The organism is Marinobacter sediminum, from assembly GCF_016820575.1.
Taxonomy (GTDB): domain Bacteria; phylum Pseudomonadota; class Gammaproteobacteria; order Pseudomonadales; family Oleiphilaceae; genus Marinobacter; species Marinobacter sediminum.
Window position 1 is genome coordinate 480,240 of the sequence record NZ_JAEMQH010000002.1, and the last position, 12,708, is coordinate 492,947.

At 53.6% G+C, this 12,708-nt stretch carries 12 protein-coding genes and 2 pseudogenes; 10 read left to right on the forward strand and 4 right to left on the reverse strand.

Annotated elements, in window-relative coordinates:
- The first annotated feature begins 549 nt into the window (after positions 1-549).
- The 4 genes from FGO67_RS09055 to FGO67_RS09070 all read left to right on the forward strand — a co-directional run bounded on the left by FGO67_RS09055 (position 550) and on the right by FGO67_RS09070 (position 2,848).
- A complete protein-coding gene (locus FGO67_RS09055; protein WP_238942314.1) occupies positions 550-1,593 on the forward strand; it encodes a hypothetical protein in 1,044 nt (347 codons plus the stop codon).
- Positions 1,594-1,634: 41 nt separating this feature from the next.
- Entirely contained in the window at positions 1,635-2,222 is a 588-nt protein-coding gene (locus FGO67_RS09060; protein WP_203300404.1) for a hypothetical protein, read from the forward strand.
- Between the two features lie 97 nt (positions 2,223-2,319).
- A complete protein-coding gene (locus tag FGO67_RS09065) occupies positions 2,320-2,514 on the forward strand; it encodes a glycine zipper domain-containing protein (RefSeq protein WP_203300405.1) in 195 nt (64 codons plus the stop codon).
- Complete coding sequence (locus FGO67_RS09070) at positions 2,507-2,848, forward strand: hypothetical protein (RefSeq protein WP_203300406.1); 342 nt, start codon at positions 2,507-2,509, stop codon at positions 2,846-2,848. Before FGO67_RS09065 ends, FGO67_RS09070 begins: the two co-directional genes overlap by 8 nt.
- Positions 2,849-3,007: 159 nt before the next feature.
- Here FGO67_RS09070 and FGO67_RS09075 read toward each other — a convergent pair whose 3' ends face one another.
- The gene (locus tag FGO67_RS09075) at positions 3,008-4,054 is read right to left on the reverse strand and encodes a Gfo/Idh/MocA family protein (RefSeq protein ID WP_203300407.1); all 1,047 of its coding nucleotides are present in this window, start codon (positions 4,052-4,054) and stop codon (positions 3,008-3,010) included.
- A gap of 371 nt (positions 4,055-4,425) precedes the next feature.
- Here FGO67_RS09075 and FGO67_RS09080 point away from each other — a divergent pair, with 371 nt between their 5' ends.
- The 4 genes and pseudogenes from FGO67_RS09080 (at position 4,426) to FGO67_RS09095 (ending at position 7,956) form a co-directional block, all read left to right on the forward strand.
- The gene (locus tag FGO67_RS09080) at positions 4,426-6,321 is read left to right on the forward strand and encodes an amidase (protein ID WP_203300408.1); all 1,896 of its coding nucleotides are present in this window, start codon (positions 4,426-4,428) and stop codon (positions 6,319-6,321) included.
- Positions 6,322-6,409: 88 nt separating this feature from the next.
- Positions 6,410-6,511: pseudogene (locus FGO67_RS17365) on the forward strand (serine dehydratase beta chain); the annotation flags it as partial.
- Positions 6,512-6,752: 241 nt separating this feature from the next.
- Positions 6,753-7,181 (forward strand): DUF4399 domain-containing protein, encoded by a 429-nt coding sequence (locus FGO67_RS09090; RefSeq protein ID WP_203300409.1) that lies wholly within the window; start codon positions 6,753-6,755, stop codon positions 7,179-7,181.
- A gap of 286 nt (positions 7,182-7,467) precedes the next feature.
- Positions 7,468-7,956, forward strand: a complete 489-nt coding sequence (locus FGO67_RS09095) for a c-type cytochrome (protein ID WP_203300410.1) — start codon at positions 7,468-7,470, stop codon at positions 7,954-7,956.
- Positions 7,957-8,052: 96 nt separating this feature from the next.
- Here FGO67_RS09095 and FGO67_RS09100 read toward each other — a convergent pair whose 3' ends face one another.
- Positions 8,053-9,930 carry a sensor domain-containing diguanylate cyclase gene (locus FGO67_RS09100; RefSeq protein WP_203300411.1) on the reverse strand — a complete coding sequence of 626 codons (1,878 nt, stop codon included), beginning with the start codon at positions 9,928-9,930 and terminating at the stop codon, positions 8,053-8,055.
- 237 nt (positions 9,931-10,167) lie between these two features.
- A pseudogene (locus FGO67_RS17370) lies at positions 10,168-10,251 on the reverse strand (PEP-CTERM sorting domain-containing protein); the annotation flags it as partial.
- Between the two features lie 944 nt (positions 10,252-11,195).
- Here FGO67_RS17370 and FGO67_RS09110 point away from each other — a divergent pair.
- On the forward strand, positions 11,196-11,573 hold the full coding sequence (locus FGO67_RS09110; RefSeq protein WP_203300412.1) for a nuclear transport factor 2-like protein: 378 nt from the start codon (positions 11,196-11,198) through the stop codon (positions 11,571-11,573).
- 267 nt (positions 11,574-11,840) lie between these two features.
- Positions 11,841-12,107, forward strand: coding sequence for a hypothetical protein (locus tag FGO67_RS09115; protein ID WP_203300413.1), 267 nt, complete (start codon positions 11,841-11,843; stop codon positions 12,105-12,107).
- Between the two features lie 10 nt (positions 12,108-12,117).
- On the opposite strand, the gene FGO67_RS09120 is transcribed toward FGO67_RS09115, so the two are convergent.
- Positions 12,118-12,606, reverse strand: coding sequence for a BLUF domain-containing protein (locus FGO67_RS09120; protein WP_338039547.1), 489 nt, complete (start codon positions 12,604-12,606; stop codon positions 12,118-12,120).
- Positions 12,607-12,708: the final 102 nt, after the last annotated feature.

Consider the following 12,708-nt stretch of genomic DNA (forward strand, 5'->3'; position numbering starts at 1 on the left):
CGCATGCTGGTTGGAGTTATGTGTAAAAAATGGAGTCGTTTCATGCAAGGATTTTGCGCGCTAAAACACTTTCGATACTGGGCTAAATTCTTCGCTATCGCCATTTGGAGCTTAGTAATCTGCACTTATGTTTGGTTTTTCTCCTATTTAGGAGGGGAAAATCCAACTGCGTGGGAGGAGTGGGTCAAAACAGCGGTATCTGTAATAATCGGTGGAGTTGGTCTCTGCTATTTAGACAGACTTTACTCAGTACCTTACCAGCAGTTTAGTCTTTAGCCCCTATATTCAGTATTGCTAATTATTGTTGGTGCTATCGGTATAGGCATAGGGCTTGGCATATATGAAGAATTCAAAGAAACTTTCCTGTGGCAAATGGTAGGAGTCGTTTACACATCAGTGTGTTTTGGCGGTTTTGTGTACGGTTTCAGCCAAGACAGACTGAAATTACCACATAACCAGTAGCGTCAGTCGGACCGGCTTGTTCCGCTGCGCTCCACTCCACAAACCGGCCGCTGCGCAAAGCGTTAGGCTTTAGTAGAGAGAACGGATTTGAATTTAATATTTGCACATTTCTTAATGGCAGTTGGCTTATTTTTTATCCTTAACTGGATTGGTAGTCATTCTATTCATGCTGGATACATCAGGATGTCTGTTTTAGCTAAGGCAGATGAGGCTCCAGCGTTTAACTTTATGTATAGAGCTTTTTCTCCGGTTGCCTATATCACTGTCGTATCTGCAATATTATATAAGCTACAGCAAGATTGGTTGGTGAAAGATATATACCTGGTTGTTGTGTACTACTTTGTGTTTCGACTGGTGTTCAATCTAGCAACTGGTAGAGCGCGGTTACTTAATTGGGTAACACAGTGCGCCTATGTTCTTGTATCAATACCAGCGTCATATTATGTATACGACACTTTGATCACACAGAAAGAGTTTCTATTTCCCACTGCAAAGGAACTTGGCAGCGCCGTATGGTTGGCTATTGTGGCTTATGCATACCATACATTCAACAGTGTGAAGCTATCGGATGAAAGAACCAAGGCTCGTAAAGCGAATTATTTGAATGGTCGTTATTTAACCTACAAGAGCCTGTACGGGAAGCTAATAGAAGGAATTGCTGAAACTAAAAGACAAGAAGCTCTAATTTATGCTGTGTTGATTGTCGAAGCTTTCAACCGACCTAAGCTATATCGACTAATAGAAAATGTGCTCTTCTATTTTGGTTTTGCTAAAACGCTAGGAATTATGCAGGTTACGACTGAAAGATATATTGATGACAGGGAGAGTGTGCGCCTTGGCGCTACTAAAATTGTTAAAGACCATCTTCAGGCAAAATTGAAGGTTGAATCCCGGAGGTACCCTGGCGGATCTTGGGCGATTCGCCGAGAAGTATTAGAACTCTACAATCCGGACGGCGAATATATTCGTGAGGTTGATGGCCTATACGATGAAATCGTAAACCAATTTTATCCTGATGAAAAAACTGATTGGGAAGCAGAGATCGAAGAACTGAATAGGCCAGATGAAACTGAGGCAGAGCCTAATAAATCAAGCCAGCAGGACGCCAGCGAAGCTGGCGCCTCTGCTTGAGGCGTTAAGCATCAAGTATCAAAATATGCAGTGCTGAAATTATGGATGTTGCGAAGAAGTTGCGATCATTATTTTGTCTATTGGCATTGACGATAGTCGGCTGTGCTCCGATACAGCACTCCCAAAAAACGCAGCAACCGATTGGAAAGGAGCTTTGGGCCGGGATTGGCGATGTGATTCTTCACGTAAATAAGCAACGCGATCTAAAGAACGCTTTCGGGAAATCTGACATTTTCGGCAGGAAAACTAACGAAGGCTTTAGCGAACTGAAACTTGTCGCGATCAAAGATTCGGGCGAGGTCATTTTTCACAGGAAGGACGTGAAAATACTCTCCAATGAAACAACCATGAGTCGAACACCGGTTACCACTTCTACCGGCTCCGCAACAACAAACGCTTCTGGTAGCTACTACGGCAACTCAAATCAAGGCACAGTGACTGCAAACGCAACGACTTCCTATTCGTCTTCCACAGTGTCGCCTTCCGATGATTATCATGCGGTATTGTCTCCGGAACAGATGGCAATCCGCCTCAAACCTGACGAAAGAGTCTTAGTCATGGAGGGCTATGTTATTAAAGTCCTCGAAAAGACAGCTGGTGCCATTAAGTATCAGATCGAGAAGCAGTAATCATGCTTAACCAGTGCGTCAACGGGACCGGTTTGTTCCGCTGGTACTCCAAAAACCGGCCCGTTATGCCAGCGTTAACCCCAAAAAGGGATTTGAATTGGACAAAAACAACGAAAACAAACCTCGTACAGAGGAAGAAAATAACAGAACCGCAGGAGCAGCAATTGGTGGAGCTATTTTTGGTGCTTCCGTTGGCGGGCCGGTAGGTGCAGTTATCGGCGGTATTTTTGGAGCTGTGTTCGGCGAGATGGCCAATGATTCAAAGAACAATGAGGGAGGCCCTCGTGGATAAGACTGTTCTGATACCCTCTGTTATCTTGGCTATTTTTCTGATCGGGGTTTATCTGTATCGCTGCTGGCAGGCTGGTATAGAGGCGAGTAACTCTGTTGTGGTTAGCTCGCTTCTTAACTCTAGCGGTATTGTTTGTGGTTTAGCTCTTGCTGCTAGTCCCTTCTTTCCGGCAGTAAAAGCGATGATTGGCGGCATTGATATTTACATTGTCATTGGAGGAGTCGCTGTCTTGTTCGTTTCTTCTCAGGGAATTCATAAGGAAGTTATTAAATCTACCCGGTCGGAATCAGTTAACAAGCCAGTGCAGCAGACCGCTGAAGCGTCTGTTGACTGAGACGCTACGCCAAGCTAATTCCAAATGAGAGCTAAAGCCCCATGATGATACGGGCCCAGCAGGCAACCATCACTCGCGAGCTTCTTTTAATGATGGTTCCACCGCAATGCTGGGCCGCATGTAGTTCGGCGTGCATGAATCTTGTGCTTTCAATGGGCCTTACAGAGCGACAACAGCCCCATCCGATTCCGCCGATTCAAACAGCGCCGACATGACTTTATGACAGGCCATGCTGCGCTCAGGCCACTGCGACTCTAGCTCGCCACTGAGAACGATGCTCGAGAACTTCTCGACCAGTTTCACTACGTGGTCACACGGCTCTACCTGTTGCTCAGTGTCTTTGCCATCAACATCACCGAGTATGTAGTAGGAGCTACCGGTGAAGGGCTCGCCATAGGCCCCAAAGAAACCGCTTCGTCCCTGGCCACCAACCAGGTCTTCGATTTTGATGAGTCCAGCATCGCCGACTGTTTCTACTTGCGAGCGGTGGGCGAGTTCACAACCGGCATCGAAGGTGGCCATGCGGCCGCCGGAGAACCAGAGCGTACCGCCACAGGCGACGATGGTGTCGATGGAGTTCTTGGAGACGTGGGTCATCTGCACCTTTTCGGGTAGTTCGTAGTTGAAGCTCCATAGGGTGGCACTGATCGGGTACCAGCCCTGATCGCCAAAGCAGCCCATGGGCTCGCGGGTTTTGTCGGTGCGGCCGTTGCCGCCTTCGTACCACTCCTTGTTGGGGGCCTTGAAGGTGAAGGCACTGGTGACACGCCGTACCTCGCCAATGTCGCCGTTGGCAATGCGCTGCTCAATTTCATGGGTGCGGTTGCTGTGCAGCCACATGGTGCCGTCCATGAACTGCCCGCCGTTTTCTTTGCACACTTCAATGGCGTCTTCGACGCCGTCAGCCAGCGGTTTTTCGGCGTACACGTGCTTGCCGGCGCGGGCTGCTTTCTTGATCCAGTCGTTGCGATGCGCGGTGGGCACGGGCAGGTAAACAGCGTCGATGCTGTCATCTGCGAGCAGTTCATCGTAGGAGCCGAAAGCCTGCGGAACATTTTGCTCATCTGCCCAGGCTTGTGCGCGGCCCAGGTCGCGGCTTGCCACCGCGACTACCTCGGCGTTTTCCGCATCGTGCATGCCTGCCACCACCTTGGTGGCAATTTCGGCGGTGCCGAGGATTCCCCAGCGAACTTTGCGATCTTCCATCGTGAGTATCCTTTCGTTCGAAACAAACCTGAGTATTTCATTGCCTGTATGACGATCTAGGTGATGGCCTGACCGCTTTTTTCAACCGTCTCCTTCGGCTTCATGCAGGGGAATTCCGGGAGTGAACGAGCTGCTGGAAAAGAGTTTGGGGGTTGCTGCACCAATAGAGAGCGCGCAAAGTGAATCGCGGTTCAGCGCAAGAGTTCCGACAAATACGCGTATATCTCTGCTACATATAGTATTTCTGCACACCCGATACTTCTTTGACTCATTCTGGCCCGCTACTTGCAAAGCAAGCTCTCCAAGGGTTACGACACCGCACGGAAGCATTTTCTATATTCTCTCAACATGCCTTATGGGGTATCGGTTGTATGAGTCATAAAATATCTATTTTGCTTCTGTTAATCAGCCTGCTGATGCTGAGCGGCTGTCCCGGTTCCGGTAGTTCGAGCGGCTCTTCGTCAACGAACGACATTACGGACAACTCTCCTGGTGAACCGCCAGAGGAGGAGCCGCCCATCGAAGAACCTTTTGAAGTCGGTCTTTTCACGCTGGAAGAAACCACGATGGATCAGGTGCACGAGGCCCTGGCGGGCAGGCGGGTACTTGAGGACGGTAGCCCGATCACCTGCGAATCACTGGCTCAGATGTATATTGACCGCATCTATGCCTTCAATGACGCTCCTCAACCAGCTAATGGTTTGCCCGTGCGTGGCGTGCTTGCGATCAATCCACTGGCGCTTGAGCAGGCGAGGGCGCTGGATGCCCTGTATGCCAGCGATGACGGCATCGGCGAGCGTTTTCTGCATTGCATGCCGGTGCTTCTGAAGGACAACTACGACACCGTGGACTATCCGAGCACTCAGGGCTCGTACAGCATGCTGGGCCACCAGGCTGGCGTTGACGCTCACTCAGTAGCACAGTTGCGTGCGGCCGGGGCACTGATCCTGGGGAAGGCCAATCAGGATGAGTTTGCGTTTTTCACCACGGGCTTTTCCAATCGCGCCATTCAGGTGAGCAATCCCTATAACACGAGCGAAAGTCCTGCAGGCTCGTCCTCGGGTACCGGTGCATCAATTGCGTCGAACTTCGCCCTAGGGGGCACCGGCAGCGATACTTGTCAGTCGATTCGTCACCCCTCTTCTGTCAATGGCTTGGTGGGTATTCGCCCCAGTTTAGGCGTTATATCGCAGCACGGTATATTTCCGCTGAGTCATACCCGAGACACCGGTGGGCCCATGACGCGGACCGTGAAAGATGCGGCGCTGATGCTGCAGGCCATGGCCGGTGTTGACCCCCGCGACCCCAAAACGCTTCTTTACCCAGACGAGATCCGTCCTGATAGCTATGTCGATTTTCTGGATAGAGACGTTCACGGCGTGGCTGGTCGCAACATCGGCGTGGTAAGGCAACTGGGCACCAACACCAGTGCAGCCGGAACAGGTCGGCAGGGCGAATTGATCGCGCAAGCGGTGGAAAAGCTTGAGAGCATGGGTGCCACTATCTATGACGTCTACCTGCCTGATTTTGATAACAGAGGGGCGGGTTCCAGACACTACGATATCAACGAATATTTCAAAACGTTTGAAGCCGAGGGCGGCGTCAGCGAACGCGCCTGCGTGAGCAGCGCAGCCATTGATCTGTTGGCTGATCGGAATTCCGTGGCCCATGGCCGGTCTGAATGCACGGATATCGAGGGTATTGTAGAAACTGGCCGGGTAGGCCCTCGCACGGCCGCGCTATTTGGGCTGGTTGCTGCTGCCGATCCGAACCAGGCGCCCACCGAAGAGGAACTGCAGGGTATTGTCGAGGAACGCGATTACACGACCTCGGTTATGGACGCTCTGGTGGATGAAAACGGGGATCCGGTGCTGGACAGCAACCTGAATCAGATACGGCTGGATGCCCTTGTGTTGAGCCCCGGACCCACCGGTGGCCGTACCTGTGACTTTGGTTCAACCACACAAATGGGCTCTATTGTGGTGCCGGTCGGCTTCGATGAATCCGTCGGCGTGCCGCGCGGGATGGAAATTTTCGTGCGTCAGTACGACGAGGGCACCGGCCTGGGTATCGCCTATGACTATGAGCAGGCGACGCTGCATCGTGCTCCTCCAAGCCTTGTAGCCTCACCGCTGCTGGTCAATGAAACCATTACCGAGTTCAACGCCCGAATGCAGCAGGCGCTTATTGACGGCACCAGTGAAGCGCCAGAAACGCTTCCGTTGGAAACCTACCAGCAGGTGCTAAGGGATATCACCGGTCTATAACAGAGGGCATTTAGTAAACAGGGCAGGCAGCCTACGGTTTTCGGGGTCGTGCTAGACTTTTTTTACACTCCGCGACTGCAAGGCTGCCATGTTCATCAGTGTGTTGGATCTGTTCAGAATAGGTGTCGGGCAGTCGAGTTCCCATACCGTTGGGCCGATGGGTGCCGCCCATGATTTCGTTGACCGGATTATTGAGCGCAACGGCTTTGGCGCCATCAAGGCGTATTCGGCTGCATCGCTGGCACTGCGGGGGGTATGGTAAGCACTTCATACCGCTGGATAACTGCATTGAGGCGATGCGGCAAACCGGGCTGGAAATGTCCCACAAGTACAAGAAACCTCCCTGGGTGGGCTCGCGGTCAGCATCACAGAATGCTGAGGTTGCGAACCTCAACTAAACTGAGATCAGAGCTAACCAAGGAGGACGTGAAATGAACAGGATCGCAATCACTCTGTTATCCGCCGTGTTATTTGCCCCCGTGGGCGCGCTGGCCGATGGCCATATGTCGGCAGCCCCCGCCAACGCCGAGGTGTATTTTGTGACGCCCAGCGATGGCGACACCGTGCAAAGCCCTGTGAAGGTGGTGTTCGGCCTGCGCAACATGGGCGTAGCACCGGCCGGTACGGATAAGGAAGGCACCGGGCATCACCATTTGTTGATTGATACCGACATGCCGTCGGATTTGAGCAAGCCGTTGCCGGCCACCGATCAGGTCAAGCATTTTGGGGGCGGCCAGACGGAAACCGAGATCATGCTGCCGCCGGGCGAGCACACCCTGCAGCTGTTGCTGGGCAACTACGCCCACGTACCGCACAGCGATCCGGTGATGTCTGAAAAGATCACTATTACGGTGGAATAATGGGGTGCGGGAGGTGCTCTCAGGCTATTGTCGAACCTCGGCCGTGGTGCTAATTTCAGAGTTACCTTCCAGCCAGGGACAGAAAGGCTTGATCCCCAGCGAGGGGCGCCCGCTCCGGGGCCTCTCCAGGCGCTAAGAACCCGTTCATCCACTCTTGAAGGCGTGTCGGCGCGTGCCTTTTGATGCCTTGTGTACGGTGGTTGTCTGAGGGTGTTGTCAAGGTTGTTGTCTAAAGGTGTCGTCGGTATCTCTTTAACGATGTTCCGTTCTGATAGTGGAGGTTCCTATGAAAGGTTCCCTGTTATTGGTAGCAACGTTGTTTTTGTGCGCGACGCTTCCCTCCACCGCCCTTGCTGACAGCGCCAGCAGGGATCAGGCCGAGATCGACCGGGGCCGTTACCTGGTCAAGATGTCCGGCTGCAACGATTGCCATACCGCCGGTTACATGCCGAGCGAGGGCACAGTGCCTGAAAGTCAGTGGCTAATGGGCGATACCCTGGGCTGGCAAGGCCCCTGGGGCACCACTTACGCCATCAACCTGCGGCTGTATGCCAGCGAGATGAGTGAGGATGAGTGGGTGTCTGTGGTGAAAACCATGAAGGCGAGGCCGCCCATGCCCTGGTGGGTGTTGAACGAAATGGAAGAGCCGGATGTTCGGGCGCTCTACGCGTACATCCGGTCCTTGCCGGTGGCGGGCGCGCCAGCCCCGGCTGCGCTGGAACCGGGGGTGACGCCAAAAACTGCCTATTTCCAGATGGTGATGCCCGAGGAGTAGAGGGTAGTCGCTGAGGTTGGCGAAAACGAGGAGAGCGGTCCGGGTTATCCGGCCCGCTCTTTTTCGTTCAGGGCGTGTCTTTTTCGGCTTCGGCCTTTAAGCCGAAAAGACCTTAGGACTGCCGTTGGACGCCTTGGATTGGTTGCGGCCGGCGTGTTTGGCCGCATAGAGCGCGTCGTCTGCACACCGGATGAGCCGGGTCATGTCCTCATGCGCTTTGGGGAGGATGGAGGACACGCCGATGCTCACGGTGAGGGTGATGGTCTTGCCCTCCCAGTTCAGCGGTGTGGATTCCACTTTCTCGCGCATGCGTTCGGCTACAATGCTGGCGCCTTCAAGGTGGGTATGGCAGAGCAGGATGGCAAATTCCTCGCCGCCGTATCGGGCCACGAAATCTCCCGGCCGCTTCAGGCATTCCCGGCAAAGCTGCGCCATGTGCTTGAGGCAGGCATCGCCGGCCAGGTGGCCGTATGTGTCGTTCACTTTCTTGAAATGGTCCACGTCCAGCAACAGCAGGGACATGTCGTGGCGTTCCCGGGCGTTGCGACGCCATTCGTCGGCCAGTTGGCGGTCAAAGAAAGCGCGGTTTTTCACTTGGGTCAGGCCGTCGATGGCGGTCATTTCCTCCAAGCGTTGGTTGGCGCTCTCCAGTTCTTGGGTTCGCTCGGCTACCCTGGCTTCCAGATGCTCATTGGCTTCTTTCTGCACCTGCAGAGCCTGCTCCTTGGCGGAGCGGGCAAGCCGTTCGGAGGCCAGGGCGTTGCTCTGCGCCTCATAGCGCCGCTGGCGCTCCAGGTTGATCCGGTAGGCGAGGGCAAAGGAGAACAACAATACTTCCAGGGCGGCACCGAATTGCGGGGCGTATTCGAACAGCACATTGCGTGGCAGTACGCCCATTTTGTTGAGCACCAGCACGGCGTGGCCCAACAGCAGTACGCTCCAAGCGAGGGTGTAAAGACGGGCCAGCACATCGCCCTTGGCCCAGAGGTAAATGCCGATCGCCAGGGCGGCCGGCGCCACAACCATGATCATCAGAGCCGCCAGGCGCATGGCCATGCCATAACTGACCACCGCCGAAAACGCACACAGTGCAAACGCGACACCGGCGCCACCCAAGGTAAACCAGCGCAGGAAGCGGCCCTGCTTGTGCAGATTCAGGAAACTGTAGGTGAACAGCAGCACGAAGCCGACGTTGGAGGTGATGGCGGCGGCCAGTATCAGGTTGTTCAGGCTCGGCAGTTCTGGCCAGAGAAACTGGAACGTTACCCCGTGCAGGGCCAGTTGCACCATGGTGATGGTAACCACGTTCAGTACGTACCAGAGGTAGCTGGCTTCGCGCACTACCAGGAGAACGAAGAGGTTATAGACGGCCAGCGCCAGCATGATGCCGGCGAACAGGATCTGCACTGCGAGGCTGTACTGGTCTTGTTCGTAGAAGCTTTGCGCGTTCCAAAGGTCCACTGGCAACTGTACGGCGCCCTCGCTGGTAGCCCGGAGGTAGAGAGTGCGGGCTTCACCCGCGGGGATATCCAGCGGCAGCAGCACGTTGCGGTGCTTGATCGGGCGCTGGGCCAGGGGCCGCTGGTCGCCGGTGAATACCTCCTCCTCAATCTGGCCGTTCGCCACTATATAGAGATCCAGATAGTCGAGCGCCGGGTTGGCCACTTCGATCAGGTGGCTGCCGGGCGCGGTGGTGTCGTTGATGATTTCAACGCGGAACCAGAAGCTGCTTCGGCTGAAACCAAAATTGGGGACCCGGGCCTCGCTGTGCTGCCAGCTCTGTGCCGGTACACCAGTGATCTCGGTAAACGTCAGCTTCTGGCTGGCATCCTCAAGATAGGCGAGTCGCTGGCCCAATGAAGCCTGTTCGTCAGCCAATTCCGATAGGCGAATGCTAGAGCTGCTGGCAAGAGTACTGCTCGCCAGTGCCGCCAGCAAAATCAGGGTAAGAAGCTGCGCTAAGTAAGTCTTCATCAAAGAATGAACCAGTTTTCAGGTTAAGGCCAAGCGGAGTATATCGGAACCTGAGAGGGGTGCGGTTAAATCATGTGCAGAAAACACAAGTTTTTACGATTGGCGGGCTGCGTTCCGCGATAAGGGTAAAATCCTGCCTGGTGCGGGGCGTTGCCAAGTAATGATATTTCGGGTTCAGGGACGTTAGGCAAAAAAGCCGAGCAGGGCGCTCGGCTTTTTATCGTCATGAAGATTCGGCTAGGCAGCGCGTCTGCGACGAGCGAGGCCGGCACCAGCCAGGCCCAGGCCAAGAAGCGCCAATGTGCCGGGCTCCGGAACTTTGTTGAGCGTTACATAAGCCTCTACGGTAGTGGTGTTACCCAAGCCGCCTTCAAGAATGTTTTCAAAGGCCACGCTGTAGACGGTACCGTTGCCAAGGTCGACTGAAACTGGACCGTCCCATGTCAGGAACCCGCCACTGACAGCGCCAAAAAGCGTTGCGAAAATGCCGCCTCCAGTTCCGGAGGCAGAACCGCCCGGAGATAGGAAAGCGAGTGTGGCGGAGATATCAAACGATTTTCCTCCAAAGCCTCCAACGCTGATATCGAAGAAGTCAAAGGACGTGGTTTCTCCGACCTCAAGCATCGCTGACTGAGAATCAAGGTCTTTTAGCGAGGCCGAAATAGAGCACCCGATACAAAGTCCCGAGCCAAGCGCCGGTGAGACGGATGAGCCGGTATTGGTTGGGTCAAAGATAAGTCCCGCCATGCTGCTCGCGCTGAAGCTGAGCGCCATTGCGGCAAGAGCTCCTTTCAAATAGCTTTTCATCATGATTAAACCCCTATGCTGTGTGCGGCCTTGTCACCTTTTGGAGGCGTCTTAAGGCCTTTCTTCCCTGTCTTGCGATAGGTCGGACGGTTTGAGGTGCGTAACTAAAACGTTACGGATAATCATGGACGCAAAAAAAAGGCCACAAAAATAAAGTCATCTAAAAGCAGGTGGTTAGCAAGTCTATGGCTTCTGGTACGAGTTCAGCTGTATAAATTGTCGACGCTTTGGTGCGAGTCGTTTTGTCACCGAGACACTTAGAAGTACTCACGTTTTGATGCTTGAACAGATTGCCCGCGATCTTTTACTTCTGAGGATCGAGCACCCTCTGCTGGTGATTGCAGGTTTGCTTGTTACTGCGTATTTTTCTGTTATACAGGAGGGAATGAGTGCAACTTTGAAAAAATTGCGCTAATCCAGATATTCAAACTTCCTTTTTCTGAGGTGTAATGGTTCCCATGCAGCCAAAGGACATCGTGGCGCAATTTATCGACGATACCCGTGCCCAGCGATTCGATGAGGCCAAGGCCTTGCTGGTGTCGGAGGGGTTTGAATATGTGGGGCCGAATATGCGGTTCCTCAGCCCCGATGACATGTTGTACTACCAGTTCGGGATGGCTGCCATTCAGAAGGATCTGATCGTGCGTCAGCTCAGTGCTGACGGCGAGCATGTATTTGCGATCCTGGATTTCAGGACCAACTTCGAGCCGATCGGAGATGTGCGGCTGGCGGTGTGGTTTGTGGTCCGGGATAACAAGATCCAGAAGGTAGAAACCTTCTACAATGCAGCCGTGGTAGAGAACATGTTGGGGGGCAACCTCCCTTCGGTGGAGTAGCGGTTCCCGCATCTCAGCCGCTCTTTCGTCACTCCTTGTTCAGGAACTGGAAGCCAAGCCGGCGAGCCCCAGCGCGCAAGATAGCCGCGCCGAAAGGGTGTCATTAGCGGCATGTGTCACCCTGCAATTCCATCTGCAATAATTTATAACTAGTTCAATGTGGCGTCAGGGGCAAGCATTGGGCAAAGCAGGAAATACTACCAAATTGCTGCGGTAAACTGTCTGGCCAACGGGTCTTGGACCAATTTGTACTAAAGAGCTAACTCTATGCTTCAAAGATTGCCGTTGAGATTGATGATCGTCGCGGAGGTGATTGCACTCTCCGCCTGTTCCACGCCCACTATTGTTCGTGGCGGAGATCCGCTTTCACCGGCGCCGAGCGCGCGTGAACAGTATGTTGAAAATCGCTGTGAGCACGAGACGGCGCGCAGTACCCAGGGTGTTAACCATTGCCAGGATTCGGCGAGCAGGGATCAGTATCGGCGGGAGTACAGCGAGTACCAGCGAGAATACGAGAAAGCGCAGGATGAATAGGTGAGGGTGATCAGGCTGCCCGCTGCAGGTAGTGCCGGAGCATATCAAAGTACTTGATTGCGTCTTCGGGCGAGAACAGTTGCGGTTTGAACCCCCCGTAAAGCTTGTCGATGTATTTGCCCGGCACATCTGGCAGTTTGGCGAGGGCCATTGACCACTCGTCAAAGCGGCGCTCTTCAATTCGCTGGTAAAGAATAAGCCGAACATCGTGGTGGCGAGGGTCTGCAGCAATGCCCATATAGAGCTTGTTCACTGCTTCTTCGTCGCCTTCCAGGACCTGCATGAAGTGGAACGCATCATAGGCCAGTAAGCCGGTGATGCCGCATTTCCCGTTACGCGGTATCGCTTCGTCGAGAATGGCATCCACATCATTGTCCGTGAGATGGGCGCAAGCGCTGCTGAAATAGACAAGCCGACAAAGTTTCAACTCCGATGTATTCATATCACAACACTCAAGAGCCAAGAACAATCTGCGGTTTACCGGTAACTTTCTCTTCATTGGACACGTTACACTTGAATAAATGTAACGTAAATGCCTGTTTTTGGCAGGCATCATTTTCTTCAGCCCACTAGTTATGACCCGTGTGGAGTTCTATCCGTT